The organism is Streptomyces sp. NBC_00086, from assembly GCF_026343255.1.
Classification (GTDB): domain Bacteria; phylum Actinomycetota; class Actinomycetes; order Streptomycetales; family Streptomycetaceae; genus Streptomyces.
Genome location: NZ_JAPELZ010000001.1, coordinates 2760976 through 2787285 on the forward strand (window position 1 = coordinate 2760976; position 26310 = coordinate 2787285).

23 protein-coding genes are annotated in these 26310 nt (G+C 73.0%); 10 read left to right on the forward strand and 13 right to left on the reverse strand.

Annotated features, from left to right (window positions below):
* Nucleotides 1-10 precede the first annotated feature (10 nt).
* The 6 genes from hemG (at nt 11) to OG276_RS12100 (ending at nt 8735) form a co-directional block, all read left to right on the forward strand.
* Nucleotides 11-1390, forward strand: coding sequence for a protoporphyrinogen oxidase (gene hemG / locus OG276_RS12075; RefSeq protein WP_266904754.1), 1380 nt, complete (start codon nt 11-13; stop codon nt 1388-1390).
* 177 nt (nt 1391-1567) lie between these two features.
* Entirely contained in the window at nt 1568-2311 is a 744-nt protein-coding gene (gene cseB, locus OG276_RS12080; RefSeq protein ID WP_266904756.1) for a two-component system response regulator CseB, read from the forward strand.
* A 5-nt stretch (nt 2312-2316) separates the two neighbouring features.
* The gene (locus OG276_RS12085) at nt 2317-3564 is read left to right on the forward strand and encodes a HAMP domain-containing sensor histidine kinase (RefSeq protein WP_266904758.1); all 1248 of its coding nucleotides are present in this window, start codon (nt 2317-2319) and stop codon (nt 3562-3564) included.
* Nucleotides 3565-3688: 124 nt separating this feature from the next.
* A complete protein-coding gene (locus OG276_RS12090; RefSeq protein ID WP_266904759.1) occupies nt 3689-4471 on the forward strand; it encodes an ABC transporter ATP-binding protein in 783 nt (260 codons plus the stop codon).
* Between the two features lie 74 nt (nt 4472-4545).
* Nucleotides 4546-7077, forward strand: a complete 2532-nt coding sequence (locus OG276_RS12095; protein WP_266904761.1) for an ABC transporter permease — start codon at nt 4546-4548, stop codon at nt 7075-7077.
* A gap of 80 nt (nt 7078-7157) precedes the next feature.
* Complete coding sequence (locus OG276_RS12100) at nt 7158-8735, forward strand: alpha/beta hydrolase (protein WP_266904763.1); 1578 nt, start codon at nt 7158-7160, stop codon at nt 8733-8735.
* A 91-nt stretch (nt 8736-8826) separates the two neighbouring features.
* Here the strand turns inward: OG276_RS12100 and moeZ are convergent, their stop codons facing one another.
* The 12 genes from moeZ to OG276_RS12155 all read right to left on the reverse strand — a co-directional run bounded on the left by moeZ (nt 8827) and on the right by OG276_RS12155 (nt 23346).
* Nucleotides 8827-10005, reverse strand: a complete 1179-nt coding sequence (gene moeZ / locus OG276_RS12105; RefSeq protein ID WP_266904765.1) for an adenylyltransferase/sulfurtransferase MoeZ — start codon at nt 10003-10005, stop codon at nt 8827-8829.
* 63 nt (nt 10006-10068) lie between these two features.
* Nucleotides 10069-10821, reverse strand: coding sequence for a spherulation-specific family 4 protein (locus OG276_RS12110; RefSeq protein ID WP_266904767.1), 753 nt, complete (start codon nt 10819-10821; stop codon nt 10069-10071).
* Nucleotides 10809-11834 (reverse strand): NAD-dependent epimerase/dehydratase, encoded by a 1026-nt coding sequence (locus OG276_RS12115; RefSeq protein WP_243335987.1) that lies wholly within the window; start codon nt 11832-11834, stop codon nt 10809-10811. The genes OG276_RS12110 and OG276_RS12115 overlap by 13 nt, the downstream gene beginning before the upstream one ends.
* 108 nt (nt 11835-11942) lie before the next feature.
* Complete coding sequence (locus OG276_RS12120; protein ID WP_266904769.1) at nt 11943-12860, reverse strand: hypothetical protein; 918 nt, start codon at nt 12858-12860, stop codon at nt 11943-11945.
* Complete coding sequence (pelF, locus tag OG276_RS12125; RefSeq protein WP_266904771.1) at nt 12857-14698, reverse strand: GT4 family glycosyltransferase PelF; 1842 nt, start codon at nt 14696-14698, stop codon at nt 12857-12859. The genes OG276_RS12120 and pelF overlap by 4 nt, the downstream gene beginning before the upstream one ends.
* A gap of 187 nt (nt 14699-14885) precedes the next feature.
* Nucleotides 14886-16640 carry an ABC transporter ATP-binding protein gene (locus tag OG276_RS12130; RefSeq protein ID WP_266904773.1) on the reverse strand — a complete coding sequence of 585 codons (1755 nt, stop codon included), beginning with the start codon at nt 16638-16640 and terminating at the stop codon, nt 14886-14888.
* Nucleotides 16637-17629 (reverse strand): ABC transporter permease, encoded by a 993-nt coding sequence (locus OG276_RS12135; RefSeq protein WP_266904775.1) that lies wholly within the window; start codon nt 17627-17629, stop codon nt 16637-16639. The genes OG276_RS12130 and OG276_RS12135 overlap by 4 nt, the downstream gene beginning before the upstream one ends.
* On the reverse strand, nt 17626-18609 hold the full coding sequence (locus tag OG276_RS12140) for an ABC transporter permease (protein ID WP_266904777.1): 984 nt from the start codon (nt 18607-18609) through the stop codon (nt 17626-17628). Before OG276_RS12140 ends, OG276_RS12135 begins: the two co-directional genes overlap by 4 nt.
* The gene (locus tag OG276_RS12145; protein WP_266904779.1) at nt 18606-20345 is read right to left on the reverse strand and encodes an ABC transporter substrate-binding protein; all 1740 of its coding nucleotides are present in this window, start codon (nt 20343-20345) and stop codon (nt 18606-18608) included. The genes OG276_RS12140 and OG276_RS12145 overlap by 4 nt, the downstream gene beginning before the upstream one ends.
* Nucleotides 20346-20537: 192 nt before the next feature.
* Nucleotides 20538-20633: an Ms4533A family Cys-rich leader peptide gene (locus tag OG276_RS40805; protein ID WP_323182329.1), complete on the reverse strand. Its 96-nt coding sequence runs from the start codon at nt 20631-20633 to the stop codon at nt 20538-20540.
* Nucleotides 20634-20679: 46 nt separating this feature from the next.
* Entirely contained in the window at nt 20680-22326 is a 1647-nt protein-coding gene (locus tag OG276_RS12150; RefSeq protein ID WP_266904781.1) for a DUF3152 domain-containing protein, read from the reverse strand.
* 3 nt (nt 22327-22329) lie between these two features.
* Nucleotides 22330-23346, reverse strand: coding sequence for an alpha/beta fold hydrolase (locus OG276_RS12155; RefSeq protein WP_266904783.1), 1017 nt, complete (start codon nt 23344-23346; stop codon nt 22330-22332).
* Between the two features lie 126 nt (nt 23347-23472).
* On the opposite strand from OG276_RS12155, the gene OG276_RS12160 reads away from it, so the two are divergent.
* The 4 genes from OG276_RS12160 (at nt 23473) to OG276_RS12175 (ending at nt 25426) form a co-directional block, all read left to right on the forward strand.
* On the forward strand, nt 23473-23697 hold the full coding sequence (locus tag OG276_RS12160) for a hypothetical protein (protein ID WP_266904785.1): 225 nt from the start codon (nt 23473-23475) through the stop codon (nt 23695-23697).
* Between the two features lie 146 nt (nt 23698-23843).
* Complete coding sequence (locus tag OG276_RS12165; protein WP_266904787.1) at nt 23844-24482, forward strand: TetR/AcrR family transcriptional regulator; 639 nt, start codon at nt 23844-23846, stop codon at nt 24480-24482.
* A gap of 238 nt (nt 24483-24720) precedes the next feature.
* Complete coding sequence (locus OG276_RS12170; protein WP_250741766.1) at nt 24721-24948, forward strand: DUF3107 domain-containing protein; 228 nt, start codon at nt 24721-24723, stop codon at nt 24946-24948.
* 175 nt (nt 24949-25123) lie between these two features.
* The gene (locus OG276_RS12175; RefSeq protein WP_266904788.1) at nt 25124-25426 is read left to right on the forward strand and encodes a hypothetical protein; all 303 of its coding nucleotides are present in this window, start codon (nt 25124-25126) and stop codon (nt 25424-25426) included.
* Between the two features lie 83 nt (nt 25427-25509).
* Here the strand turns inward: OG276_RS12175 and OG276_RS12180 are convergent, their stop codons facing one another.
* Nucleotides 25510-26268, reverse strand: coding sequence for a ferritin-like fold-containing protein (locus tag OG276_RS12180; protein ID WP_243335974.1), 759 nt, complete (start codon nt 26266-26268; stop codon nt 25510-25512).
* Nucleotides 26269-26310: the final 42 nt, after the last annotated feature.

Here is a 26310-nt window from a genome sequence, read left to right on the forward strand (position 1 = left end):
GGAGAACACAATGCGTTCATTGATCGTCATCGGTGGCGGGATCAGCGGTCTGGCCGCCGCGTGGCAGTTGCGCGGCCAGGCCGATGTGACCGTCCTGGAGAGCCACGCCAAGGTCGGCGGGAAGCTCCGGACCGGCACCATCGCCGGCATCACCGTCGACGAGGGCGCGGAGTCCCTCATGGCCCTGCGTCCGGAGGCCGTGGAACTGGCCGCCGCCGTCGGACTCGGCGAGGCCCTCTGCGATCCCGCGAAGGCCCCCACCACCATCTGGACCAACGGCGCCCTGCGCCCGCTGCCCGCCGGACACGTGATGGGCGTCCCCACCGACCCCGCGGCGCTGGTCGGTACCGGACTGCTCTCCCCCGAGGGCGTCCGGCGCGTCGCCGCCGAGGAGACCCTCCCCGCGACCCCGCTCACCGAGGACTGCTCGGTCACCGAGTACCTGGGCGGCCGCTTCGGCCAGGAAGCCGTGGACCGGCTCATCGAACCCATGCTGGGCGGCGTCTACGCCGGCCTCGCCGACCGGCTCTCGCTGCGCGCGGCCATGCCCCGGATCGCTGCCCTCGCCGAACAGGGCACCCCGCTGCTCCCGGCCCTGCGCCGGATGCGCGCGGCCGGCGCCCCCCGCTCGGGGGCCGTGGCCGTGCAGGGCGTCGTCGGCGGCACCGGGCGCTTCCCGGCGGCCGTCGCGGAAGCCTGCGGAGCCCGCATCCTCACCGGAACGACGGCCCGCTCGCTCCAGCGGGTCGCGGGCGACCGCTGGCGCGTCCAGGCCATGACCGGCGACGGCGCGCTGACGATGGAGGCCGACGCGGTCATCCTCGCCCTGCCCGCCTTCGCGGCGGCGGAGCTGCTGCGCCCGCACTCCCCGATCGCCGAGGCCGAGCTCTCCTCGATCCCGCACGCCTCGACGGCCGTCATCACCATGGCCTTCTCCCGCGCCCAGGCCCACTTCCTCCCCGAAGGCAACGGCTTCCTGGTCCCGCCGGTCGACGGCCACACCCTGAAGGCCGCCTCCTTCCTCTCCAACAAGTGGTCCTGGCTGCACGATTCGGCCCCCGAGACCTTCGTACTCCGCGCCTCCATCGGCCGCATCGGCGAGGACGAGCTGCTCGGCCGCCCCGACCGCCACCTGGTCCGCTCGGCCATCGCCGAGCTCCACCACGCGGTGGGCCCCATGGGCGAACCCCTGGCCACCCGCGTCACCCGCTGGGACCGGGGCCTGCCCCAGTACGGCGTCGGGCACCGCGAGCGCGTGGCCCGCATCCGCGAGGCCGCCGGCAAGCTCCCGGGCATCGCCCTGTGCGGGGCGGCGTACGAGGGCGTGGGCGTGGCCGCGTGCGTCGCCACGGGGCGCGCGGCGGCGAAGCAGGTCCTGGCGCAGCCGTAGCGGGCGCCCGCCTTGGTATCGGCCCTCTGTATCCGGCCCTTTTGTATCCGGCGGGTATCGGGCAGCGCTTGGTTCTTCATCTGATCGGTCCGCAGGGCCGTGGCGGGGGTGTCCGCCACGGCCGCTGCCATATCGTTCCTTTCAGGTCATCGCCCACCGAACAGGAGCCAGCCGCCCGTGTCCTCCCCCACCCAGGCTCCCGCCGCCCCGCGACCGGTTCGCGTGCTGCTGGTGGAGGACGACGAGCTGATGCGCCGCTCGTTCACCGTCTCCCTGGAGCGCTACGGGTACACGGTGCGGGCCGCCGCCGACGGACTCACCGGCCTCGAATCCTTCCGCGACGAGGACTTCGACCTGCTGATCCTCGACGTGATGCTGCCCGGCCTCGACGGGATCGGCCTGTGCCGCAAGGTCCGGGAGACCAGCCTGGTCCCCGTCCTGATGATGTCGGCGCGCGGCGACGGGCTGGACATCGTGTCGGGCCTGGAGGCCGGGGCCGACGACTACGTCGTCAAGCCCGTGGACACCAACGTGCTCGTGGCCCGCATCCGCTCGCTCCTGCGGCGCGCCACCTACGCCCCCGCCCCGGCGGCGGCCGGACAGCCCGCGGCCGACCCGGCGGGACCGGCCGAGGGTGAACTGCTGGCCTTCGGGGACCTCACCATCCACACCGGCGGCCTGGACGTGGCCGTCGGCGGAACCCCGGTGGCGCTCACCCCGACCGAGCTGAAGCTGCTGCTGGAGTTCGCCGCCCACCCGGGCATCGTGCTGGAGCGGCACACCCTGCTGCGCAACGTCTGGGACTACGGCTGGGACGGCGACAGCCGGGTCGTGGACCTGTGCGTGCAGCGGCTGCGCGGCAAGCTCGGCCGGGACCGGATCGAAACGGTCCGCGGTTTCGGCTACAAGCTCAGGCGCTGAGAGCGGTGCGTCCGTTTCACCACGCCGGGCCGCGCCGCATTCCCCTGCGCTGGAAGATCGCCGCGCTGGCCGCGGCCACCGGATGCCTGGTCGCCGCCTCGGTCGGCGTGCTCGTGCACGTGTGGACAGCGCGGGACATTCGGGAACAGGCGGAGATGCACGCCTCCAACAACATCTACTCGGCCATGGAGACGTACCGGCGCACCGGAACGCTCTCGGACGGCGCCGAGCTCGATCCCCCCGAACTGCCCGCCTCGCTGCGGAACCTCTCCGACGACTCCCGGCACACGGCCTACTACGGCAGCCGCGACGGAACGATCCCCCCGGGCATCTGGGGCGCCCAGCGGACCGGTGGCCCGGGCAGCCCGGTGCTCGCCCTGCGGGTCAGCATGAACGCGGGGCTCTATGGGCTGCGCCAGCTCGACGTGACCATGGCGGTCGCCTCGCTGGTCGTCCTCGCGGGGGCCACTCCCCTGGCGGCCTACGGAGCCGGGCTGCTCGCCCGCAGACTGCGGCTGGTCTCCGAGACCGCGGGCCGCATCTCCGCCGGAGACCTCGACGCCCGGAGCGGGATCACCGGGAACCGCGACGAGCTGGACGACATCGCCACCACCGTCGACCGCATGGCCGACACCCTCAGCCGCCGCCTGCGCGACGAGCGCCGGTTCACCGCCGACGTGGCCCACGAACTGCGCACGCCCGTCGGCGGCCTGCTCGTCACCGCCGACCTGCTCCCCGACGGGGAGACCGAGGACCTGCTCCGGGCCCGGGTGCGCGATCTGCGCGGGCTGGTCGAGGACCTGCTGGAGGTGTCCCGGCTCGACGCCGGGGCCGAACGGGCGGTCCGTGCCCGGGTCCCGCTCGGCGCGGTCGTCGCCGAGGCGGTGACGCGCACCGGCCTTGGCACCGAGGTCGACGTCACCGGGCAGGGCGAACACGTGGAGACCGACCCGCGCCGCCTCGAACGGATCGTCGGCAACCTCGTCGTCAACGCCCACCGGCACGGGAAGGGTCCGGTGCGGGTCACCGTGGAGGACCGTACGGTCGTCGTACGCGACCACGGCCCCGGCTTCCCCGCCGAGCTGCTGAGCAACGGCCCGCGCCGCTTCCAGACGGGTGCGACCGAGCGCGGTACGGGCCACGGCCTCGGCCTGACGATCGCCGTGGGTCAGGCCCAAGTGCTCGGCGCCGAACTCCGCTTCGCCAACGCCCCGGACGGCGGCGCCGTCGCCACGCTGCGTCTGCCGCACTGAAGGCTCGTCAGCTACAAGATCGATACACACCGGAGCAACCCCCGATACCCGTCGCCCCGGGCCCCCGATACGTCCCCCGGACACCCTTCGAAGTGCAGCTTCCCGCACCCGAAGAGGAGTCCCCGTGACCGCCGCCCCCCTTGCCCCGCACCCGCACTCCGCGCCGACCGGCATCGCGGCGGCCGCCACCGGCCTCTCGAAGGTCTACGGCAGCGGTGACACCCGGGTCGTCGCGCTGGACGGGGTCGACATCTCCTTCCGCGAGGGCGAGTTCACCGCGATCATGGGCCCCTCCGGCTGTGGCAAGTCCACCCTGATGCACTGCGCCGCCGGGCTCGACTCCTTCTCCTCCGGCTCCGTCCGCATCGGCACCACCGAGCTGGGCTCCCTGAACGACGAGCAGCTGACCCGGCTGCGCCGCGACCGGATCGGGTTCATCTTCCAGGCGTTCAACCTGCTGCCGACGCTGACCGCGCTGGAGAACATCACGCTGCCGCTGACCATCGCCGGCCGCAAGCCCGACCAGCAGTGGCTGGACCACGTGGTGGCGATGACCGGACTCGCCGACCGCCTCGGCCACCGTCCCGGGCAGCTCTCCGGCGGGCAGCAGCAGCGCGTGGCGGTGGCCCGGGCCCTGGTCTCGCGCCCCGCGATCATCTTCGGCGACGAGCCCACCGGAAACCTCGACTCCCGTGCCGGGGCCGAGGTCCTGGGCTTCCTGCGCGGCTCGGTGCGCGAGCTGGGCCAGACCGTGGTCATGGTCACCCACGACCCCGTCGCCGCCGCCTACGCCGACCGCGTGGTCTTCCTCTCCGACGGCCGCCTCGTCGACGAGATGCAGCAGCCCACCGCGGACCGGGTCCTGGACCGGATGAAGGCGTTCGACGCCCGCTTCCGCACGAGCTGACCCCCGCCGCGCTCCCGCACCGCACCAGCCGCCCGCCCGCTCCCCCGGGCCCGCCTCCCAGGATCCGCATCCCCATGTTCCGTACCGCCCTGCGCAACGTGCTCGCGCACAAGGCCCGCCTGCTGATGACCGTGTTCGCGGTCATGCTCGGCGTCACCTTCGTCACCGGCAGCCTCGTCTACGGCGACAGCCAGAAGCAGGCCTCCGTCGACCGGGCGAGCGCCGGCTACGACCGCATCTCCCTCAACGTCTCGCCCAACGCCGTGCCCGGCGGCCCGCCCGGCGCCCTCGACGCCCGCACCGCGGCCTCCCTGGCCGAGGTTCCCGGTGTGGCCGCCGCCGCGGGCCGGGTCAACGGCTTCGCCGCCGTCGCCGACCCCGAGGGCCGGCTGCTGGGCAGCGCCGAGTTCCGCAAGGGCGGCAACTTCGCCCCGGCCAAGGACGGCACGGACCCGGCCTACGCGTTCGAGGAGGGATCCGGCCCGGTCGGCGGCAAGGCCGTCGCCCTCGACGAGGCCTCCGCCGCCAAGGGCGGCTACCGCGTCGGCGACACCGTGCGCGTCGGCACGAGCACCGGCGCCGAGTCCTACCGGCTCAGCGGCGTCTTCCGCACCGACGCCTCGAAGCTCACCCCCGGCGGCAGCCTCGTGCTGTTCGCCGACGCCACCGCCCAGAAGCTGTTCCTCCAGCCCGGCCGCTACACCGACATCGAGATCACGGCCACACCCGACACCGATCCTGCGCAGCTCCTCAGCCGGGTCCAAGCGGTGATCCCGAAGGACTCCACCGCGGTCAGCGGTGCCCAGCTCGCCCGGATCCAGGCCAACCTCGCCTCCACCGGCAGCGACACCATGAGCCAGATCATGGTGGGCTTCGCCGCGGTCGCCCTGTTCGTGGCCACCTTCCTGATCTCCAACACCTTCACCATGCTGGTCTCCCGCCGCACCCGGGAGCTGGCCCTGATGCGGGCCGTCGGCGCCACCCGCAAGCAGGTCCGCCGGATCCTGCTCACCGAGTCCGTGCTCGTCGGCCTGATCGCCTCCGTGGCCGGCATCGTGGCCGGCACCGGAGTCGCCGCCCTGCTCCAGGCCGTCTTCTCCTCCGCCGAGAGCCCGGACGCCCCGCTGACCCTGCTGCCCTCCACAGTGATCATCGCGCTGCTGGTCGGCACCGCCCTGCCCGTGCTCGCCGCCTGGGTGCCGGTGCGCCGGGCCATGACCATCCCGCCCGTCGCCGCACTCGGCGCCGCCGAGCCCGCCGCCCCCGCACGGGCCGGCTCCCTGCGCACCGGGATCGGCGCCGCCCTGCTGGTCACCGGAGCGGCCGCGACCCTGTACGGGAGCCTCGGTGCCGGTACCGACGACGCCCGGGCCGTCATCGGCCTCGGCGCGGCCCTCGCCCTGACCGGCGCCCTCGCCCTCATCCCGCTGCTGTCCCGGCCGTTCACCGCCCTGCTCCGGCCGCTGCTGCTCCGCTGCAGCCCGGTGCACGGCGACCTCGCCGCCCGCAACACCGTGCGCGACCCGCGGCGTACCGGCGCCACCGCCTCGGCGCTCGCCATCGCCCTCGCGCTGGCCTCGGGCCTGTCGGTCCTCGGCGCTTCCGCCACCCAATACCTCGACGGCGCGACCACCCGCGACATCACCGCCGACTACCTCGTGCAGGCCCCCTCGGGCGGGCAGCGGATGACCCCCGCCACCGCCGAGCCCCTCAAGAAGCTGTCCGGCGCCACCTTCAGCCCCCTCAACCAGTCCACCGAGTACGAGATCGGCGGCGTCCGCTCCGTCCTGACCGGCGTCGACCCCGCCGCCATCGGCCGCCTGCTGCGCTACGAGGTGACCTCGGGCTCCCTCGACAGCCTCGGCCAGGGCAAGGTCGCCGTCGCCGACTACAAGGCCCGGGCCAACGGCTGGAAGGTCGGCCAGAGCCTTCCCGTGAAGCGGCTGGACCAGCAGGGCGAGGTCACCATCGGCGCGATCTACCGCGCGGACGAGCAGAGCAAGGTGCTGCCCAGCATCACCGCACCCGACTCCCTGGTCGCCCGCTTCGACTCCACCCCGCACACCGACTCGATCGTCGTGGCCACCGCGGGCGGCCCCGGCCGGGCCCAGCTCGCGAGCGTCGTCAAGGCGCTCGGCGACAACCCCGCCCTGTCCGTCCTCGACAAGGAGTCCATCCGGGCAGAGGACACCAGCGGCATCGGCGACCAGCTGGGCATCTTCTACGCGATGCTCAGCATGGCCCTGGTGATCGCCGCCCTGGGCATCGCCAACACCCTCGCGATGTCCGTGCTCGAACGCCGCAAGGAGATCGGCACGCTCCGCGCCCTCGGCCTGGACCGTGCCGGAGTGACCCGGATGATCCGCATCGAGGCCCTGCTCGTCGGCGCCCTCGGCGCGGCCGTCGGCACCGTGATGGGCATCTTCATGGGCTGGGCCCTCGGCAACACCCTCCAGGAGAGCGTCGCCGGATACGCCCTGGTCATCCCCTGGGGACGGCTCGCCCTCGGGGTGCTGCTCGCCCTCGCCGGAGCCCTCCTCGCCTCCCTCTTGCCGGCCCGCCGGGCCGCCCGCGTGGACATCCCGGCGGCGACCGCGGCGCACTGAACACTGCCACCGCCGCCCCCGCTTGACCCGGATGGGTCAGCGCGGGGGCGGGGCGCGCGTGGCGCGCACAGGATGAAGACATGCCCACACACGTCCTCCGGGTGGCCGCTGCCGCCGCCGCTGCCGCCGCACTCCTCGCCACCAGTGCCTGTTCCGACGGCGGGGGCGAGAAGAAGAGGGGCAAGGACGGCGCCGCGCAGGACATCAAGAAACCCGAGTGGGGCGAGTGCGAGGCCCCCACCCCCGCCGAGGGCGTCGGGCAGGTCCCCGGCAAGGACTGGCAGTGCGCCGTCATCGACGTGCCCCTCGATTACGCCGAGCCGGAGGGCGAGACGATCCCGCTGGCGCTGATCCGGGCGAAGGCCCGTGACAAGGACAAGCGGATCGGCTCGCTCGTCTTCAACTTCGGCGGCCCCGGCGGCTCCGGCATCAGCACCCTGCCGGGCGCGGCGAAGGATTACGGGGCCCTGCGCGAGCGGTACGACCTGGTCAGCTTCGACCCGCGCGGGGTGGGCCGGAGCGCGCCCGTGCTGTGCGAGGACGACAAGCAGCTGGACGCGTACTACGCCGCCGACTCCAGCCCCTCGACGCCGGAGGAGGAGAAGCAGTTCCTCGCCACCTCCAAGAAGTACAAGGAGGCCTGCGAGGCGAAGTCCGGCAAGGTGCTGCCCCACGTCGGCACCGAGAACGCGGCCCGCGACCTGGACCGGATCCGCCAGGCCCTCGGCGACGAGAAGCTGCACTACTTCGGCATCTCCTACGGCACCGAACTCGGCGGGGTCTACGCCCACCTCTTCCCCAAGAACGTCGGCCGGGCCGTCTTCGACGCCGTGGTCGACCCGACCAAGAACTCCGAGCAGGGCGCCCTCGGCCAGGCCAAGGGATTCCAGCTCGCGCTCGGCAACTTCGCCCAGGACTGCGTGAACCGCGGCGACTCCTGCCAGCTGCAGGGCAGTACCGCCAAGGAGATCGAGGCGAACATCATCAAGCTCCAGAAGCAGCTGGCGGCCAAGCCCATCCCCGGCTCCGGCGACCGGCTGCTCACCGATGACGCCGCGACCAACGGCATCGCCTTCGCCCTGTACTCCAAGGAGGCCTGGCCGCTGCTGGAACAGGGCCTGGACGAGGCCGAGGGCGGCCAGGGACAGCTGCTGCTCGCCATGTCGGACGCCCTCAACGGCCGCGACCCCAAGGGCACTTACAGCAACATCGGATCGGCCAACACCGCGATCAGCTGCGCCGACTCCAAGGACCGCTACACCCTGGCGCAGACCAAGGCGAAGCTGCCCGAGTTCCGCGCCGCCTCACCCGTCTTCGGGGACTTCCTCGGCTGGGCCATGATGAGCTGCACCGACTGGCCCGTCGCCGGCGCCTGGAACACCCCGGACGTCTCCGCGCCCGGCTCGGCGCCCATCCTGGTGATCGGCAACACCGGTGACCCGGCGACCCCGTACGAGGGCGCTCGCAAGATGGTGGAGCGGCTCGGCCCCGGCGTCGGCGTGGAGCTCACCTTCAAGGGCGAGGGGCACGGCGCCTACAACAGCGGCGACCCCTGCGTGCAGCAGGCGGTCAACTCCTACCTGCTCGACGGGAAGGTGCCCGGCGGCGGCACCGTCTGCACGGCGTCGAAGTCCCCGGCGCCGACCTCGCCCGTCTAGACGCCCCGAGAACGCCGGAGGGGCCGTACCTCGCGCGAGCGAAGTACGGCCCCTCCGGGTGACTGCCAGTGGACGGGCTGCCAACGGGCTACTAGTAGACCGGCTTCTCGGGCTCGATCTGGTGGACCCAGCCGATGACGCCGCCGCCGACGTGGACCGCGTCCGCGAAGCCCGCGGACTTCAGGACCGCGAGGACCTCCGCACTGCGGACACCCGTCTTGCAGTGCAAGACAATGCGCTTGTCCTGCGGCAGGTCCGCGAGGGCGGTGCCCATCAGGAACTCGCCCTTGGGGATCAGCTTCGCGCCGGGGATCGAGACGATCTCGTACTCGTTGATCTCGCGGACGTCGATGATCTCGATCGGCTCGTCGTTGTCGATCCACTCCTTGAGCTGCTTGGGAGTGATCGTCGAGCCGAGCGCGGCCTCCTGGGCCTCCTCCGACACGACGCCGCAGAAGGCCTCGTAGTCGATGAGCTCGGTGACGGTCGCGTTCGGACCGCAGACCGCGCAGTCGGGGTCCTTGCGGACCTTGACCTGGCGGTACTGCATCTCCAGGGCGTCGTAGATCATCAGGCGGCCGACCAGCGACTCGCCGACGCCGGTGAGGACCTTGATGGCCTCGGTGACCTGGATGGACCCGATGGACGCGCAGAGCACGCCCAGCACGCCGCCCTCGGCGCAGCTCGGGACCATGCCCGGCGGGGGCGGCTCCGGGTAGAGGCAGCGGTAGCACGGACCGTGCTCGGACCAGAAGACCGAGGCCTGGCCGTCGAAGCGGTAGATCGAGCCCCACACGTACGGCTTGTTCAGCAGCACGCAGGCGTCGTTCACGAGGTAGCGCGTGGCGAAGTTGTCCGTGCCGTCGACGATGAGGTCGTACTGGCTGAAGATCTCCATCACGTTCTCGGCTTCGAGCCGCTCTTCGTGAAGGACCACGTTGACGTACGGGTTGATGCCCAGCACGCTGTCGCGGGCCGACTCGGCCTTGGAACGGCCGATGTCCGCCTGACTGTGGATGATCTGGCGCTGGAGGTTCGACTCGTCGACCTCGTCGAACTCCACGATGCCCAGCGTGCCGACGCCGGCCGCGGCCAGGTACATGAGGGCGGGCGAGCCGAGGCCGCCCGCGCCCACGGCCAGCACCTTGGCGTTCTTCAGGCGCTTCTGGCCGTCCATCCCCACGTCGGGGATGATCAGGTGGCGGGAGTACCGACGGACCTCGTCAACGGTGAGCTCAGCAGCTGGCTCTACCAGGGGTGGCAGCGACACGGGGACTCCGTAGATGATTAAGTCTTAACGGTGGTTCTTCCCGTAACACTGCCACGCCCTCCTTCATTCCGAGACACCCGGTCCGATCCGCGAGACGATTTCGTCCCAGTACCCGGGCATCGACGCCCAGGGGTCCCGGTCCGCGGCCCCGCGCCGGTCGGTGAACCAGATGGTCCCCGCGCCCTGCCAGCGGGCGATCCGGAGCGCTTCCTCCAGGTGCGTCCGCGGTACTCCGTGCACGAGGTGGCAGAACGTCTCCGGCGGATGGTCCGCCGTCCACTCCGCCACCTGCGACCAGCGGTAGTCGGCCCAGGTCCCGGAGAAGGTGACCAGCTGGTCCGCGGTTTCCGCGTACCCCTCACAGGGATGGGTGCCGTGTCCGAGGACGATCCGCAGGCCCTCCCCGAGTCCCCGCAGGGTGTCCACGACCCGGCGCACGGAGGCCAGTTCCGCCTTCCCGGCGGGGGCCTGCGCGAGGTAGAAGCCGTCGACTCCGTACCAGTCGCGGAAGCGGTGGGCGTCGGAGACCAGCTCCCCGAACGACCGCTCCCCGTCCCGCATCGCGAGATGCCCGAGGACCGACCCGCCCGCGCCACGGAGCTTCGCGGCCGCCTCCGTGCAGTGCGGGTCGGGCCGGCCGCCCGGGCCGTCCGTGACGTTGAGGACGGCCCAGTGCAGCGGCGTGCCGGGCCGGGTCAGCTCGGCCCACTCCACCGGGGCCAGCAGCGGGTGCGCGTACCCGGGGACCCCCAATCCCAGACGGCCCACCTCGGTGGCGGCCTGGCCGGCGGCCGGCGGGGTGGTCAGATGCGGCACGCCGCCTCCATCCAGATGTCCGCGAGGGACTCCTCCAGGTTGATCCGCGGCCGCCAGCCGAGCCGGTCGCGGGCGGTACGGACATCCGCCTGCTGCCAGGCTCCGCACCCGTCCGGGTAGGGGTACGGCGGCTGAGCGGTCGCGGCGGCGAGCTGCTCGGCCGTGGCCTCGGAGCGCGGGGAGCCGATGGCGGCGAGCCCGGCGGGCCGCCCGGGGTGACCGTGCGCCTGCGGGTGCTGGGCGTGCTGTCCGTGCTGCGGTACGTCGATCTCGTGCAGCGAGCCTCCGTACCCGGCGACCCGCGCCAGCACCGCGGCCGCGTCGCGCAGCCGGACGGCCCGGCCGGTGCCGATGTTGACGACGCCCTGGGCCGCCGACAGCGAGGCGGCGTGCACCGCCCGCGCCACGTCCCGTACGTCGACGAAGTCGCGCTGGACGCCGAGGCCGCTGAGCTTGAGCTCGCCGTCCCCGGACTGCATCGCGCGCCGCATGGCCTCGGCGAGCCGGCCGAGGGGGGATCCGGCGGGGGTGCCGGGGCCGACGGGCGAGAAGACCCGCAGCACGACGGCGTCCAGCCCGGAGCCGAGCACGAGCTCGGTGGCGGCCAGTTTGCTGACTCCGTACGGCCCTCCAGGTCTGGGCACGGCGTCCTCGGCCGTGGACGAACCGGGCTGGCTGGGCCCGTACTCGGCGGCACAGCCGAGCTGGACGAGCCGGGCGCCGCAGCCGCTGCGGCGCAGCGATTCGCAGATGGTGGCGACGGCGACGGTGTTGTGCCGGGTCAGCTCGCGGGCGCCGCCCCGGGTGGCTCCCGCGCAGTTGATGACGACGCCCGGGTGGACGGCGTCGAGGAACCGGGTGAGCGCGCCGGGGCTGCCGGTGGCGAGGTCGAAGCGGACGTCGGCGTCGTCTCCGCGGCCGAGCGCGGTGAGCTGGACCGCGGGGTCGGCGAGCAGCCGGTCCGCGACGTAGCGCCCGAGGTATCCGTTGGCTCCGATCAGCAACACCCTCATCGCGCGTCCCCTTGGTTGGTCGGCTGGCCGGTCATGTCCTGTTTCTCCTTGGTGGATGGGTGGATCGGGGTAGGGGGTACGGCGCTTCGGTGTCTGCTTCCGAAGGTCTCAGGGCCGCTGCGCGTGCGCGGAGGCCCGCGACAGCGCGAGGACGGCGGGTACGAGCACTCCCACCGCGGCGGCGAACGGCGCCGCCGGGACCGGGAGCAGGGCGAGTACGAGGGCCAGGGCCGCCGCGAGGGCTCCGCGGGGGGCTCCGTGGCCGAGCAGCAGCCGGGTCAGGAAGAGCAGCACCGCGAGCGGCACCGCCACCGCCAAGGGGGTCCCGGCCAGTGCGGCCGCCCCCGCCGCGGCCGCGGCGTACAGCGCGAGCGTCCCGAGGAGCAGCGGTCTCACCCCGTCGGCGAAGTCCTCCAGGGCCCGGCTCCCGGCGAGGCGGCGCCGGGCGCGGGCCGCGAAGACGGCGCCGGCCAGGTGCCCGGGGGCGACGGCCACGGCCAGGGCGATCCCGAGCGGGGTGCCGTGGCGGTGGACGGCCCAGCCGAGGGCGGCGGCGGCCAGCAGGTACGCGGCGGCGGGGAAGCGGCCCCCGGCGGCCCGGCCCGGCCATCCGAGGCCGGCGACGGTGACCAGCACCGCGAAGGCTCCCGCCCAGGACCACCCGGCGGCGGCCGCGCCGAGGGCGAGGGCCCCGGGCAGCAGCGCGTAGCCGAAGCCCCGTACGGCCTTGGCGTGGACCGGGATCCCGGCCGGCGGGGCGGGCGCGGTGCCGTCGCGGGGGGTCCGGGCGTAGAGCTCCTCCGCGAGGGAGAAGACGTCCCGGTGGCGGAAGCGGGCGGCGGTGCGGTCGGTGATGCCGTGCGCCTCCAGCCCGGCGGCGATCTCCAGCGGGTCCACGGCGTGCTCGCAGAGCTCCCGGTGGCGGTGGAGCAGCGCCTTCACGGGATCCCCGGCGGAGCGTGCCCTGCGGGGCGGGGGCGGGGGCGGGTCCAGAGGGGGGATGGCTTCGTCCAGGGGCACGGTCATGAGGAGGCCTCCGAATTCGCCGCGGGCACCATGACGCGGTCCCCGCCCGGCCCGGAGCCGTCGGCGGGACCGGGCACACCGGGCACACCGGGGCCGGCCGGGTCGGCGTCCGGGACGGGGGCGTCGGAGGCGTCTGCCGAGGCGCCTTCCGGGGTGCCGGAGGGCCGGGCCTCGCCCGGGGCCGGGAGGCCGGCCGGGTCGGGGGCCGCTCCCCCGGAGGCGGCGGACGGGGTGGGTTCGGGGTGGGGGGCGGCCCAGGTGGGGGTGGCCCAGTGGCCCGGGACCCGGGCCTCGGGCGGCTGCTCGAAGGGCACGCCGGTGCCGTCGGGGCGGGCCGGGCCGCGGGCGAGGAGCCGCAGGTAGGACTCCTGGAAGGCGGCGACGTTCTGCTCGACGGTGAAGAGTTCGAGGGCCCGCGCCCGGGCGGCCGAGCCGAGCCGCTGGGCCCGCTCGGGGTCCCGCAGCAGCGAGACGCAGGCCTCGGCGAGCGCGCGCGGGTTGCGCGGCGGCACCACGAGCCCGGTTCCGCCGATCACCTCGACGACGGCGCCGACGTCGGTGGACACGGTGGCCCGGCCGCAGAACATGGCCTCGGCCAGGGTGATGGGGAAGCCCTCGATGACGGAGGAGAGCACCACCACCCGCCCGGAGCCGTACGCGTGGGCCGGGGACGGCGCGTCGGGTCCGCCGATCTCCTCGAAGGTGACCGGGTTCTCGCCGACCGCGTGCGCGTCGGCGGCCTCGTCGGGGAAGAGCTGCGCGGCGAGCGAGCGGCAGTCGGCCAGGTAGCCGTGCCCGACCTCGTGGTGCCCCGGACCGGCGGCCGTCGCGAAGATCCGCAGCCGTGCGCGCGGTTCGGCCCGGCGCACCTCGGCGAAGGCGTGCAGCAGGGCGATCAGGTCCTTGGCGGGGTCGACGCGGCCGACCCAGACGAGGGTGTGCGGGTCCCCGCACGCCGGGTCCTCGCCCACGGCGGCGAATCGGTCCGCCTCCATCCCGGGGTAGACCGTGCGCAGCCGGTCGCGGGAGGCCCCGCATCGTTCCTGCCAGCGCCGGGCGTGCGCGTTGCCGGGGGTGAGCAGGTCGGCCTGGGAGTAGATCTCGCCGGCCAGCCGGGTGTGGAAGGCCGCGAGCAGGGCCCGTACGGCCGGCCGCTCGTCCCGCGCGGAGTGCGCGGAGTGCTCGAGGTAGTGGGCCCGCAGCTGGACCCCGTACTCGGTGACCAGGAGCGGCACTCCGAAGAAGCGTTTGGCCAGGAGCCCGGGGAGCGCCGCCACGCCGCCCGCGGCCGCGTGGCAGACGTCGACCTCGCTCAGGTCCTCGTACCAGTCCAGGGACAACGGGCGCAGCATCCGCTCCAGTTCGTCCACGAACTCCAGCAGGTCCGCGACCTGCGCCCGCTGTACTTCCCTGCTCGCCTCCGGGGCGCGGCAGGCGGACTCCACCGCCCGTACGGCCGTCTCGGAGCGCAGCGCCGCGTACAGCCCGCCCTGTTCCGAGGCGAGGGCGGCCAGCCCGTACAGCCCGTCCGCGAACCGCGCGGGGTCGGCTCCGCAGATCCCGCGGACCAGTTCGGTGAAGGCGGCGGCGAAGCGGCGGCGCTCGCGGCGCCGGTAGCTGCGCCCGTCGTCGGCCGGCGCCCACAGGGGGGCGGTCGTCACGCGGGTGACGTGGGAGGGCAGCGGCACCCGGCCGCGCTCCTCCTGCTCGGCGCTGCGGCTCAGGGCGTAGAGCTCGAACTCGTGCTGGGGAAGCCCGCGCACGAGCCGGTCGCACCACAGCCTCGCTTCCCCCGTCGCATACGGATAACCACCTTCCGTGAGCAGTCCGATCCGCACGAGTGGCACCCCCGATCTCCCGTTTCAGGCGGTCTCCGTCGGTCCGGCGACCCGCCGGATACGAACTCAAGCGGATATGCCGAAGGCGCGACGGACGGTTGTCCGTCGCGCCACCGGAAGGGGTGAAGAGTCGTAACTTTCCCGTACGGTTCGCGTTCGAGCACGCTAAGAACTAGTGAGGACCGGTCTACGAGGCCCCTGCGAGCACTCCCCCGGACCGGCGCCGGCCGAGCCGGCGGTCGGCGGCCAGGGCGGGGTCGAGGGACGGAACGGCGGCCAGCAGCTCCCGGGTGTAGGCGTGCGCGGGCCGGTCGTAGACCTCGTCGACGGGGCCCTCCTCCACGATCACCCCGCCCCGCATGACGGCGACCCGGTCGCTGACCTGACGCACCACCGCGAGGTCGTGCGCGATGAAGACCAGCGCGATCCCCAGCTCCTGCTGCAGCTCGGCCAGCAGGGCGGTGACCTGCGCCTGCGTGGTCACATCGAGGGCCGAGACGGGCTCGTCGCAGACGATCAGCCGGGGCCGGGGCGCGAGGGCCCGGGCGATGCCGACGCGCTGGCGCTGGCCGCCGCTGAACTCGTGCGGGTACCGGTCGTAGTGGGCCTCCTCCAGCCCCACCCGGAGCAGCAGTTCACCGACCCTGGCGCGGATCGCCCGCTGGTCCTTCTCCCCCGCCGCACGCAGCGGATCCGCGATGGACTCCCCGATCGAACGGCGCGGGTTGAGCGAGGACACCGGGTCCTGGAACACCATCTGCACCCCGGGCACGAGGCCGGCGCTCTCCACCCCGTCCCGCCGCACCTGCCCGGAACTGGGCTCCAGCAGTCCGACGAGCATCCGCCCGAGGGTGCTCTTGCCGCTCCCGCTCTCCCCGACGATCCCGAGCGTCTCCCCAGCCCGCACAACCACCGACACCCCACCCACGGCCTCCACCCGCCGCTTCCCCCGCCCGAACTCCTTCCGCAACGAAAACGCCTCGACGACGGGCAAGGAATCCATCGACGCCGACTCCAGCTCCGCCAAATCCAGCCCCGCCGACGACAACTCCAGCCTCGCCGGGGGCAATTCCAGCCCCGCCGGCGTTTGAGGCGCGGGTACGGGCAGCGCCCGTACAGCCCCCGGCCGGGCCACCCGCACCGCGTCGAGCCGCGGCACCGCCGCCAGCAGCGCCGCGGTGTACGGATCGGCCGGAGCCGACAGCACGGACCCGACCGAGCCCCGCTCGACCACCGCCCCGTCCCGCATCACCAGCACCGAGTCCACGTTCTCCGCCGCCACCCCCACGTCATGCGTGACCAGCAGCAGCCCGAGCCCCCGCTCCTCCCGCAGCCCGTGCAGCAGGTCGAGGATCTGCGCCTGGACGGTGACGTCCAGCGCCGTGGTCGGCTCGTCCGCGATCAGCAGCTTCGGCTCGCACGCCAGCGCCATCGCGATCAGCGCCCGCTGCCGCATGCCCCCGCTGAACTCGTGCGGCCGCGCCCGGGAGCGGCGCACCGCGTCGGGTATGCCCACCCGGTCGAGCACCTCCACCGCCCGCGCCCGGGCCGCACGCCGCGTCACGGGGGCATGCACCCGGTACACCTCGGCGATCTGGTCGCCGATGGCGTAGTACGGGTCCAGGGAGCTCAGCGGGTCCTGGAAGACCATCGCGGCGACACCCCCGCGCAGCTCCCGCAGCCGGGCCGCCGAGGCGGCGCCCACGTCGGTGCCGCCGACCCGGACGGTACCGCCGAGCCGCGCTCCGGTACCGCGATGCAGCCCCAACAGGGCCGCCGCAACAGTCGACTTGCCGCTTCCGGACTCCCCCACGATGCCCAGCGCGCGGCCGGGCTCCAGGGTGAAGGACACCCCGTCCACGGCCCGTACGTACTCCCCCGGCCGGCCGGCCGGAAACTCGACGGTGAGGCCGGTGACGTCCACCAGCGATTCCCGCGTCATGCCAGAACCACCCTTCGGTCCGCGACGGCGTACAGCACGTCGGCGACGACGCCCGCGAGCACGACGGCCGTGCCGATGACGAGCATCACGCCCACCACCACGGGCAGGTCCACCACCCGTACGCCGTCGATGAGGGTCTTGCCGAGCCCGGGGATCCCGAACAGCGACTCGGTCAGCACGGCGCCGCCGAGCATCGTGCCGAAGTCCACGGCGCTGAGCGCGATCACCGGGGCCACCGCGCCCCGCACGGCGTGCCGGGTCACGATGGCCCGCTCCCCCACCCCGTAGGCGCGGAAGGTGCGGATGTGGTCCTCGGCGAGCGTCTCCAGCGTGGAACTACGACTCAGCCGGGCGTACTTGGCGCTCTCGAAGAAGCCGAGGGTCACCCAGGGCAGCAGCATGTTCCACGCCCACTGCTCGGGATCGTCGCCGAGCGGTACGTAGGTCGGGAAGGGCAGCCACTGGAGGTAGGCGCAGACGGCCATGAGCAGCAGCAGCCCGAGGATGAAAACGGGGGTGCCGGTGGCGGCGAGGGTGACCACGGTCAGCGCCCGCTCGATGAACCCGCCCCGGCGCAGCGCGGACAGCAGTCCGGTGCCGACGCCGATCACGAGCCAGATCACCAGCGCGCCCAGCGCCAGCGACAGGGTCGCGGGGAGCCGTTCGAGCAGCAGCTCGGTGACCTGCTGGTCGTTCTGGTACGAGAATCCCAGGCAGGGCGCGTCGCAGTGCAGGACGATCCCGGCGCCGCCGGAGGAGTCCCGGCCCACGAGCACTCCCTGGAGGAAGTGCAGGTACTGCGCGACCACCGACTCGTTCAGCCCGAGCTGCTCGCGCACCTGGGCGATCTGCGCCGGGTTGCAGCGCTCTCCGCAGGCGAGGCGGGCGGGGTCGCCGGGGACGAGGTAGAAGAGGGCGTAGATCACGACGGACAGCGTGAGCAGGACGAGCAGTGCGCCGCCGGTCCGTTTGAGCACGAAGCGGGTCACGCCTTGCGCTCCTTTCTGGTGCCGACCCTCAGCCGCGAGTCCTCGCGCGGGTCGAGGGCCGTACGGACGGCGTCGCCGAGCACCGTGAAGGCGAGCACGGTGACGAAGAGCAGCCCGGCGGGGAGCAGGACGTAGGTGGGGTCCGCGCGGAACCAGGTCTGGGCGCTGGACAGCATCTGCCCCCACGAGGGGGTGGGCGGTTTCACGCCGACCCCGATGAAGGACAGCGAGGCCTCGACCACCATGGCGGTGGGCACCTTGATGGCGGCGAGGGTGATGACGGGGGCGGCCAGCGAGGGCAGCAGCTCCCGGCGGGCGATCCGCAGCGTGCCGTTGCCCGAGAGCCGGGCGGCGTCCACGAAGTCCAGCTCCTTCAGCGACAGGGTCTGGGCGCGCACCATCCGGGCGACGCCGCCCCAGTCGAGCAGCCCGATGACCAGGATCAGCAGCAGCGGCCGCGGGAACTCGGGCGGGACGACGGCGGTGAGGGCAATGGCGATCACCAGCAGGGGCAGGGAGATCATCACGTCGGTGAAACGGCTGACGACCTGGCCCGCGAACCGGCCGCCGAGCGCGGCGGCGAGCCCGACGCCCACGCCGACGAGGACCTGGACGGCGGTGGCGCCGACCGCGACGAGCAGGGAGATCCGGGCTCCGTAGAGCAGCCGGGTGAACAGGTCGCGGCCGGTGCCCGGTTCGACGCCGAGCCAGTGCTCGCCGGAGATCCCGCCGAAGGAGCCGAGCGGGACGCCCCCTCGCGCGGAGTCGACGAGCTCGTCGTGGTAGGCGTTCGGGTCCTGGCCGGTGAGGTGGGCGAACAGCGGCGCGGCGAGGGCGAGCAGGACGAGCAGCGCGAGGACGGCGGCCGCGGCCACGGCCGAGGGCCGGGCCCGCAGCCGCCGCCAGGCCTGCCGCCCGGCGGCCGGGCCCGGGGTGGTGACCTCGGGCCCGGCCGCCGACTGCTGGGCGAGGAGCGTCACTTGACCGAAACCTGCGAGACGTCGAGGACGCCGGTCCAGTCGCTGATGACCACGTTCTTGACGTCCTTGCCGACGAGCCGCTTGTAGACCGGGTGGAAGAGCGGGACGTCGAGGGCCTGCTCACCGATCTTCTTGTCGAGGGCGCCCCAGCGCTTGCCGGCCGCCACGAGGTCGGTCAGCTTGGCGATCTCGTCGATCTCGGTGTTGACGGCCGGGTCGTTGAGCTGCGCGTGGTTGTAGTTGGTGCCGTTGGTGACGATCTGACGGCCGTCGAAGATCGGGGCGAGGAAGGGGGCACCGGACGGCCAGTCGGCGCCCCAGCGGGAGAGGAAGAAGCCGGGGGTGTTCTTGACGTCCCAGCGCTTCTCGTTGAAGGCGTTGTTCTCCAGCCCCTCCAGCTTGACGGTGATCCCGGCGGCGGCGAGCGCCTGCTGCACGGCGGTGGCCACCTCGGGGCTGGTCTGCCGGTTCTGGGCGTTGGAGTGGGTGAGCGTGATGGTCAGCCCGTCCTTGAAGCCAGCCTCGGCCAGCAGTGCCTTGGCCTTGGCCGGGTCTCCGGTCTTGCCGGCCGGGAAGTGGTCGTACGCGGTGAAGCCGAAGGCCTCCTGCTCGGGCAGGAAGGTGGTGGCGGGCTCGGCGAGTGCGGAGCCGCCGGCCGCGTTGATCACGCTGGTGCGGTTGATCGCGTAGGAGATGGCCTGGCGGACCTTCGGGTTGTCGAAGGGGGCGATCTTCGGGTTGAAGGCCAGGTAGTTGACGTAGCCGAAGTGCCCGGTGCCGATCCGCCCCTCCAGCTCCTTGTCGGCGCCGATCTGCGCGAGTTCGGCCGGGCCCAGGTTCGTGTCGGTCGTGATGGCGGCCGCGTCGGCGCCGGAGCTGGTGGACAGGCGCTGGTTGATGACCGCCGCGTCGAGCCCGGAGCGGACGTCGATCTTGTCCGGGTAGGCCTTGCGCTCCTCGTCGGTCTTCTCGTCCCAGTTCTCGTTGCGCTCCAGGGTGAGGTGCTCGCCGTCGTTGTCGTTCTTGACGACCTTGTACGGGCCGGAGGAGACCGGGTGCTCCTCGTACTTGACCCCGGTGTCCTTGGCCTTGGGCACGGGCGCGAACTGCGTCTGCGTGGCGAGGAAGGGGAACTCCCCCTCGGGCTTGCGGAGCTTGAAGACGATCGTCTTCGCGTCGGGCACGACGATCGAGTCGAGCCCCTTGCCGCCGTCCTTGTACGGGCCCTCGTACGTCTCCCCGCCGACCAGCCAGTCGCGCAGGTACGGGGCTCCGCCCGACAGCTCGGCGGCGAAGGACCGCTCGATGCCGTACTTGATGTCGGCGGTGGTGATCGGCGAGCCGTCCTCGTACTTCAGCCCGTCCTTGAGGGTGTACGTCCACTCGGTGGCGTCGGCGTTGGGCTTGCCGAGGTCGGTGGCCAGGTCGGGCACCACCTTGGCGCCGGCCGGGCCCGCCTCCCGGTTGCGGGTGGTCAGCGTGCGGAAGACGAGCGAGGGGACGTTGCCGCCGCCGGAGGTGTACAGGCGGGCCGGGTCGAAGTCGCTCTGCGGCTCGGCGTTGAGGACGGTCAGGGTGCCGCCCTTCTGCGGGGCGGCGCCGGTGGCGCCCGGCTTGTCGCCGGCGGAGGCCTTGTCCGTACCGTCCTTGGGCCCGCAGGCGGCGGCGCCCCCGGCCAGAACGAAGCTGACGGCGACCGCGGCCACGCGGCGCGATATGAGGGACTGACGGGCCATGGGAAAAGGGACCTCTCGGCGTGAAGGGAGATGAGGAAAAGGCCACGCGAGGGGCAGCGGTCCACGTCGGCGCGGTCGGCGGCATGCCGACGGCGGGGACGGAAAACGTCAGGAAGCCGCACCTGCGGGCTGGTGAGCCCCGGGCGCGGCGGAACGACGGAGAAAGGAGGAAGTCGCGCGCTCAGGGAGGCGTCAGCGACAGAGGATGTCGGCCACGCTGTGCGCGGTCACACCAAGCAGCGCCAGCTCAATGGCGGCGCTCGCGGTGGTGGTGTGAAGGTGCGACATGCGGAGAACAATGACCGACCATCGGACGGCTTGTCAACGCGGTAGATCAACTCCCGGGATACACCCAGGGGTTGGGCTTGCACTTGATGTTGTTGACGTCCAGGGACTTCGTCTGCTGCTGCATGATCGGGGCGAGCGCGCCCGGTGTCTGGCAGCTCACGTGGCCGTGGCCGAGCCGGTGGCCGACCTCGTGGTTGATCAGCATCTGGCGGTAGGCGAACATCTGGTCCGCGCCGTACGTCGCCGAACCCTGCGACCAGCGGTACGCGTTGATCATCACGCGGTCGGTCGACGCGGAGTCGCACGAGACGTTGTCGACGGTGGTGTCGAGCCCGGACTTCTTGCACCAGACGCCGGTGGTCCCGGGGCTGGCGAGCGTGATCACGAAATCGGCCTCGCCGCCCGGCACCCGCTCGAAGGTCTTCGTACCGCCGTGGCCCCAGCTCCGGTCGTCGTTCAGCGTGCGGTGCACGGCCTCGGCGAACAGCTGAGCATCCAGGCCGAGTCCCTGCTCCACGTCGACGCGGTAGCGGACCACCTTCCCCTTGCCGGGCGCCTTGGCCACGCCGGGCACGGTGTCGAAGACGCCGGAGCCCTTCAGCTTCTCGTCGATGGGGAACTGCTGCGCCATCTTCTGGTCGTACGTGAGCTCCGGCGCGGCCTTGAGCGCCGCGGAGGCGTCCGGGGTGGGCCGGTCGTCGGAGCGGGAGGCGGCGGAGTTGCCCTGGGCGGTGTGGCTGTTGCCCTCGTCGGCGGCGCGCACGGTGTTCTTGGCGCTGTCGTTCTCGGAGGCCGCCTGGCCCGCGACGACGACGGCGAGCGCGACGGTGACGGCCGCCGCCGCCATCCCGGCGTACGTACGGCCCTTGCCGCCGCGCCCGGCCGCGGGCGGCGCCTGCTCCGGCTCTTCGGCGGGTGTGACGACCGGCGTGCGCGGCGCGGGGATCCGGCGGCGCGATCCGGTGGCGGTGAAGGCGTCCCCGGCGAAGGCGTTCTCGGTGAAGGCGTTCTCCGCGAAGGGGGCCTCGGCGAAGGGGGTCTCGACGGCGGGGACCGAGCGGTAGGAGCCGGTCGTGGTGAAAACGTCCTCGTGGACCGGGATCCGGCGGTGGGAGCCCGTCGTGGTGAAGGCGTCCTCGGGGGCCGGGACGGTGCGGTAGGAGCCCGTCGTGGTGAAGACGTCCTCGGGGGCCTGGATCCGGCGGTGCGAGCCCGTCGCGGTCATCGGCGGGTCGAGGGTGACCTGTGGGAAGCCGACCGCGGGGGTACCGAAGCCCTGTGCGTCGTAGACGGGGGCGTCGTAGGCGGGGGTTCCGTGGGCCGGCGTGACGTAGACGGGGGTGCCGTGCGCCGGCGTGCCGTAGACCGGCGTGCCGTGCACCGGGGCAGGTGCCCCCGCGCCGCCCGCCGGTCGGGTGCGCGGGGCCCCGCGCCAGTCGCCGTAGGTCGCTCCGGTACCCGCGGCGGCGCCCCAGGCTCCGCCGGGCTCGTGCTGTTCGGGATGTCCGCCGCGCGCGCCGGGCGCCGGCTCGTGGCGCGGCGGGGCCGCGTACCCGCGCGGGGCTGCGGCCGGCTCGGCCCACCCGGCCGGGGCCGGGGCGGCGGCCCGCAGGCCGGCCCGGTCGGCCGGCTGCGGATGGTCTGAGCCGGGGCCCGGAGCTTTGGCGGGCTCCTTGCGACTATGTCGTCCCACGTCTCAGCCCTTGCCGTCCTCGTCGGTATTCATGGTGTGCACGGTGCCCCCGTCGCCGGTGGCGTCCAGCAGCTCCCGGAAGGCGGCCGCGACCACCTCCGGGTACTCCATCATCGCCACGTGCCCCGCCTCCGGCAGGGACAGCAGCCGCGAACCCCGGAAGGCCGCGGCGGCCTTGTGCGCCATACGGTACGAGACGAGTTGGTCCCGGCCACCGTAGACCAGCAGGGTCGGCGCGAGCACCCGCTGTGCCTGGCGCCACAGTCCGTGCTGGCCACCGAGGGTGTACGCGTCGACGATGCCGCGCGAGGAGCGTGTCATCGCCTCCCAGAAGTACGGGAGTGCGAGCCGCCGTTCCATTTCCTCGACGGCCGCCTCGAACGCCTCGGGCGTCACCCGCGAGGGGTCTCCGTAACAGAGGTCCGTCACCCCCCGGGTGCGCTGTTCGGCGCTCAGACCGCGGGTGAGCCGGTCCAGGACCCCGGCCATGCCGGGTACGGCGAGCAGCGCGGTCGGCACGGCCGACTTCTGTACGCGCAGTTCGGGCAGCGCCGGGGAGACCAGCGTCAGCGTGCGCACCAGGTCGGGCCGGACGGCCGCGACCCGGGTGGAGACGGCGCCGCCGAGGGAGTTCCCGAACAGGTGCACCGGTCCGCGCCCGGCGGCGTCGAGGTGGCGGATGACGACGCGGGCGAGCCCGGTCACCGAGTAGTCCCGGTCGGCGGGCGGCGGGGACCAGCCGAAACCGGGCAGGTCCACTGCCTCGCCCTCGACGGAATCGGCCAGCCGCGCCATCAGCGCGGACCAGTTCTGCGAGGATCCGCCGAGCCCGTGGACGAACAGCGCGGGCGGCAAACCGGCCCGGACCGCCGGGCGCAGCCGTACGTTCATTTCCAGCCCGGGCAGCCGGTCGGTGCGCAGCTGCTCCCCTTCGGCCACTCGCACGGCTCCCACCTGGGAAGACTGTCCGGAAGACGAGGGGTCGGCGGACCGTACACCCGGCAGCTCGGTCGAAGACATGGGGCAATGTTACGAGACGATCACGCCCCGCCCCTTGTGTTCGCCGTCACAGATGCTTGCGGAGCCACCTAGCGGGGTATGCGCGATCCTCCTAGGCTCGTAGGTGGAAGTGGAAAGGGGTGCTCCATGACTGTCGACCCTGCGGAACCGGACACCTTCCAGTCAGAGCTGCGGAAAGCCGCCGACGGGCTCGACGTGGAAGCCCCCGAGGCGGACGCGGCGGAGCAGAACGCGGAGTTGAATCCGGTCGAGGACGATCCGCTGACCCCCGTGGGCCAGCGCGAAGCCTCCGACGGGGACACCGCCGAGCAGACCCGGGTGGTGCCCCTGGACGAGGACGACTACCGCTGAGCAAGCGCTGACCAGCATCTCCGGCGGGTAACCGGCGGTCCGTACCGCGAGAAAACTCGGCTTGAACCCTCCAGATTCGGTTACCGAAAAGTACGATGGCCGCGCGACGCAAGGCGCATTGTGTTCTAGAGAAAGTGGGAGGCGGCGTGACAGCCATCGAGCAGACCGAGGCAGCGCGTCCGCGGGGCACGCGACTTCCGCGCCGGGCCCGGCGCAACCAACTTCTGGGCGCCGCCCAGGAGGTCTTCGTCGCGCAGGGTTACCACGCAGCGGCCATGGACGACATCGCGGAGCGTGCCGGAGTCAGCAAGCCGGTGCTCTACCAGCACTTCCCCGGCAAGCTCGACCTCTACCTGGCGCTCCTGGACCAGCACTGCGAGGCCCTGCTGCTCGCCGTGCGCACCGCGCTCGCGTCGACGAGCGACAACAAGATGCGTGTCGCCGCGACGATGGACGCCTACTTCGCGTACGTCGAGGACGAGGGCGGCGCCTTCCGGCTGGTCTTCGAGTCGGACCTGACGAACGAGCCGGCGGTGCGCGAGCGCGTCGACCGCGTCTCGCTGCAGTGCGCCGAGGCCATCTCGGACGTCATCGCCGAGGACACCGGCCTGTCGAAGGACGAGTCGATGCTGCTGGCCGTGGGGCTGGGCGGGGTCTCGCAGGTCGTGGCGCGGTACTGGCTGTCGAGCGAGAGCCCGGTAGCCCGTGACACCGCGGTGGGCCTGCTGACCTCCCTCGCCTGGCGCGGAATCGCCGGTTTCCCGCTGCACCCGACGGACGTCTGACCGAGCCCGACCGGCGTCCGGCGGGCGCCTGACGGGCCTCCGACCTGGCTCTGAGCGGCGTCCGCCCGGGGCCGGCCCGGCTTTCCGGGCCGGCCCCGGCGGTCTCCGCCGGTCTGACCGGCGGCTGTTCGCTGCGAGCGTTTTCGCCGCGCGGCGGACACGTCCCCTCTCCGGGCTAATGTGGACCGGGTAACGGCGCGGCTGATCGCGCGAACCGGACCGTCGGAGGGACAAGGCCGTGGAGGTCAAGATCGGCGTGCAGCACGCACCCCGGGAGATCGTGCTCGAGAGCGACCTGAGTGCCGAGGAGCTGGAGAGCATCGTCACCGCCGCCCTGTCCGGCTCGGCGCCGCTGCTGAGCCTCACGGACATCAAGGGCCGCAAGGTCCTGGTGCCGTCCGAGCGCCTGTCGTACGTCGACCTGGGCGAGCCCAGCGTGCGCAAGGTCGGCTTCGGCGCTCTCTGAGCCGAAGCGCTCTGCGAAGCACCCTGAGGTACCCAGCAGGACCCAGAAGTACCGAGAACGGCCCGGTGGAGGACTCCGCCGGGCCGTTTCCGTTTCCTCCGCTTCGGGTAGGACGCCAGTAAGGAACACGCTCCCGTTACGCCCCGGTACGTCCGCCGTTCGAGAGGAACCCCACATGCTGCTGATCGAGGCGCTCGGCTCCGCTCTCCTGGGCCTCGCCCTGGCCGGGGCGGCCGTCCGTGCGCTCGGCCCGCGGCTGCCCTCTCCGCGGGCGGTGCTGGTGAGCGGAGTGACGGGCGCCCTCTTCGGGGCCTATCTGACGCACACCGCGCTGGGCCCCGGGCACAACACCCTGTTCGCGACCCTCATCGGCGGCGCGCTGGTCGCGGCGGTGGTCCTGTCCCTGCTGCTGCGGCCCGCCGGCCGGACTGCGAGGCCGTCCCGCCGGACTCCGTTTTCGGTTCCGACGCGGGGCTAGACGACCCCACTGACCCATGACGACGGCCCCCGCGCTGAGCTTCCGCGCGGGGGCCGTCGTACGTCTACGGGACGGGACCGGGGCTACGCCGCCAGGCCCAGGGCCGCCATGCGCTTGGTGTGCGCCTTGGTGATCCGGGTGAACATCTCGCCGACGGCCGCCAGGTCGAAGCCGGCCGCCATCCCGTCCACTCCGCCGACCAGCATGGTGGAGAGCGCGTCGCGCTCGGCGACCACGCGCTGCGCCTGCGAGAGGGCCTCGCCCATCAGCCGGCGGGCCCACAGCGCGAGCCGGCCGCCGCAGCGCGGGTCGGCCTCGATCGCGGCGCGCACCTTCTCGACGGCGAAACCGCCGTGGCCGGTGTCGTCGAGCACGCTCACGACGAGCCCGCGGGTGTCCGTGTCGAGGTGGGTGGCCACCTCGCGGTAGAAGTCGCTGGCGATGGAGTCGCCGACGTAGGCCTTGACCAGGCCCTCCAGCCAGTCCGACGGGGCGGTCTGGCGGTGGAAGTCGTCGACGCCCTTCGCGAAGGGCTCCATCGCGGCGGTGGCGTCCTCGTCGATCGCGGTGAGCCGGTCGCGCAGGCGCTCGAAGTGGTGGAACTCGGCGGAGGCCATCTTCGCGAGCTCGGCCTTGTCCCCGAGGGTGGGCGCGAGCTTCGCGTCCTCCGCGAGGCGTTCGAAGGCCGCGAGTTCGCCGTACGCGAGCGCCCCGAGCAGATCCACCACGGCGGCCCGGTACTGCGGCGAGGCGGAGGCCGTGGCCCAGTCCTGGGCGGCGATGCCGGCTGCCTCGGAGGGGGCGCTTTCGTCGGCGGGCGATGCGTTTTCAACGGTCGACATGCTCCGCACAATAGCTCGCCGAAAGGCACCATGAACCACCTG

Excerpts from the sequence above, each read along its gene's own strand:
- hemG (WP_266904754.1), top strand. The coding sequence starts at position 11 with ATGCGTTCATTGATCGTCATCGGTGGCGGGATCAGCGGTCTGGCCGCC.
- OG276_RS12145 (WP_266904779.1), bottom strand. The coding sequence starts at position 20,345 with ATGGCCCGTCAGTCCCTCATATCGCGCCGCGTGGCCGCGGTCGCCGTC.
- OG276_RS12120 (WP_266904769.1), bottom strand. The coding sequence starts at position 12,860 with ATGACCGTGCCCCTGGACGAAGCCATCCCCCCTCTGGACCCGCCCCCG.
- OG276_RS12115 (WP_243335987.1), bottom strand. The coding sequence starts at position 11,834 with ATGAGGGTGTTGCTGATCGGAGCCAACGGATACCTCGGGCGCTACGTC.
- OG276_RS12095 (WP_266904761.1), top strand. The coding sequence starts at position 4,546 with ATGTTCCGTACCGCCCTGCGCAACGTGCTCGCGCACAAGGCCCGCCTG.
- OG276_RS12100 (WP_266904763.1), top strand. The coding sequence starts at position 7,158 with ATGCCCACACACGTCCTCCGGGTGGCCGCTGCCGCCGCCGCTGCCGCC.
- OG276_RS12175 (WP_266904788.1), top strand. The coding sequence starts at position 25,124 with ATGCTGCTGATCGAGGCGCTCGGCTCCGCTCTCCTGGGCCTCGCCCTG.
- OG276_RS12160 (WP_266904785.1), top strand. The coding sequence starts at position 23,473 with ATGACTGTCGACCCTGCGGAACCGGACACCTTCCAGTCAGAGCTGCGG.
- OG276_RS12155 (WP_266904783.1), bottom strand. The coding sequence starts at position 23,346 with ATGTCTTCGACCGAGCTGCCGGGTGTACGGTCCGCCGACCCCTCGTCT.
- OG276_RS12180 (WP_243335974.1), bottom strand. The coding sequence starts at position 26,268 with ATGTCGACCGTTGAAAACGCATCGCCCGCCGACGAAAGCGCCCCCTCC.
- OG276_RS12130 (WP_266904773.1), bottom strand. The coding sequence starts at position 16,640 with ATGACGCGGGAATCGCTGGTGGACGTCACCGGCCTCACCGTCGAGTTT.
- OG276_RS40805 (WP_323182329.1), bottom strand. The coding sequence starts at position 20,633 with ATGTCGCACCTTCACACCACCACCGCGAGCGCCGCCATTGAGCTGGCG.